This window comes from Bradyrhizobium sp. PRIMUS42 (genome assembly GCF_023006515.1).
Taxonomy (GTDB): domain Bacteria; phylum Pseudomonadota; class Alphaproteobacteria; order Rhizobiales; family Xanthobacteraceae; genus Bradyrhizobium.
The window spans coordinates 1-1,310 of the sequence record NZ_JALBGZ010001146.1 but is presented as its reverse complement, the minus strand read 5'-3'; the positions used below and the strand labels follow the sequence as shown (position 1 = coordinate 1,310).

Annotated in this window: 2 protein-coding genes; one reads left to right on the top strand and one right to left on the bottom strand. The window is 64.7% G+C overall.

The genetic code is table 11. From position 1 onward, the window contains the following. On the top strand, positions 1-842 hold an 842-nt coding region (locus MOV75_RS38460; protein WP_246930849.1), incomplete at its 5' end, for a polysaccharide deacetylase family protein. A gap of 158 nt (positions 843-1,000) precedes the next feature. Here MOV75_RS38460 and MOV75_RS38455 read toward each other — a convergent pair. Then, positions 1,001-1,310: hypothetical protein (locus MOV75_RS38455; protein WP_247008051.1), on the bottom strand; the 310-nt coding region annotated here is incomplete at its 5' end.

Sequence of the window (1,310 nt, the reverse complement as noted above, 5' to 3'; positions counted from 1 at the left end):
CGGCTGCGCCGGCTCCCGCCCCCGCTCTGCCCGTCCAGCCGAGACAGGCCTGCGCCAATCCGAACGCGCTGGGCGTCTCCCGCGTCGTCGAGATCGACACCACCGGCGGTCCAGGCTTCGGCTTCGAGCACTTCAAGCAGTTCGACTTTCTCACCGAGAAGGAAGTCGTGCTGACCTTCGACGACGGTCCGTGGCCGGTCAATACGCCCACGGTTCTGAAGGCACTCGCGGACGAATGCACAAAGGGCCTGTTCTTCTCGGTCGGCAAGCACGCGACCTATCATCCGGAAATCCTGAAACAGGTGCTGGCCCAGGGCCACACGGTCGGCACGCACACCTGGTCGCATGTCAACCTGAACAGCAAGAAGCTGACGGAGCAGCAGGTCAAGGACGAAGTCGAGAAGGGCTTTAGCGCGGTGAGATTTGCGCTCGGCACCAACCCGGCGCCGTTCTTCCGCTTCCCGCAGCTTCAGCACAATCCCGCGATGGTGGCCTATTTCGGCACCCGCAACGTCGCGATGTTCTCGACCGAAATCGACTCCTTCGATTTCAGGAAGGGTGCGACGCCGGAGAAGATCGTCGAGACCGTGATGACCAGGCTCGACAAGCTCGGCAAGGGCATCATCCTGATGCACGATTTCCAGAAGAATACCGGCCTGGCCATGCCGACGCTGCTCGCGCGGCTCAAGGCCGGCGGCTACAAGGTCGTGCAGATGAAGGCCAAGACGACCTTCCAGACGCTGCCGGAATATGACGAGGCGCTGATGAAGGACATGAAGGTGCCGACCGCAAGCACGACCACGCGTCCGATCGCAAGCGTGGTGCAGACGGTTTCGCAGTAAGCTTCACCGATCAGATCAAAACTCTCGCGTCATGGCCGGGCTTGTCCCGGCCATTCACGTTCTTGGAGCAAGGGGCCTTCGCCTCGCCGAAGCGGCTTCGGCCGCGCAGGCGGGTCGAGCCCGGGCATGACGGCGAGATTGGGGTACAGGTCCGCGGCTTACCAATAGATGCCGTGGCGGTGCAGCTCGCTGATGATGCGGCGCTCGGTCCAGCTGCGCTTGGACTTCGGCTTGTCTGCCTTCGCCGTGGACTTGGTGGCGGGCTTGGTTGTGGTGACCGGCGCTGCAGTCGTTACGGGCGTGGTCACCGCCGGAGCCGCCGGAGCAGAGAGCGACACCGCCGGCGGACGGTCGGAATATTTCGGCGCCTCGGTGCCCGGCGCAGTTTCGCTCACCTGCGCCGTGGTGGTGGTCGCCGACGTCGGCGTGGTCCGTGGAGGGGCGGTCTGGGCGCCCGCCGCCGACAGC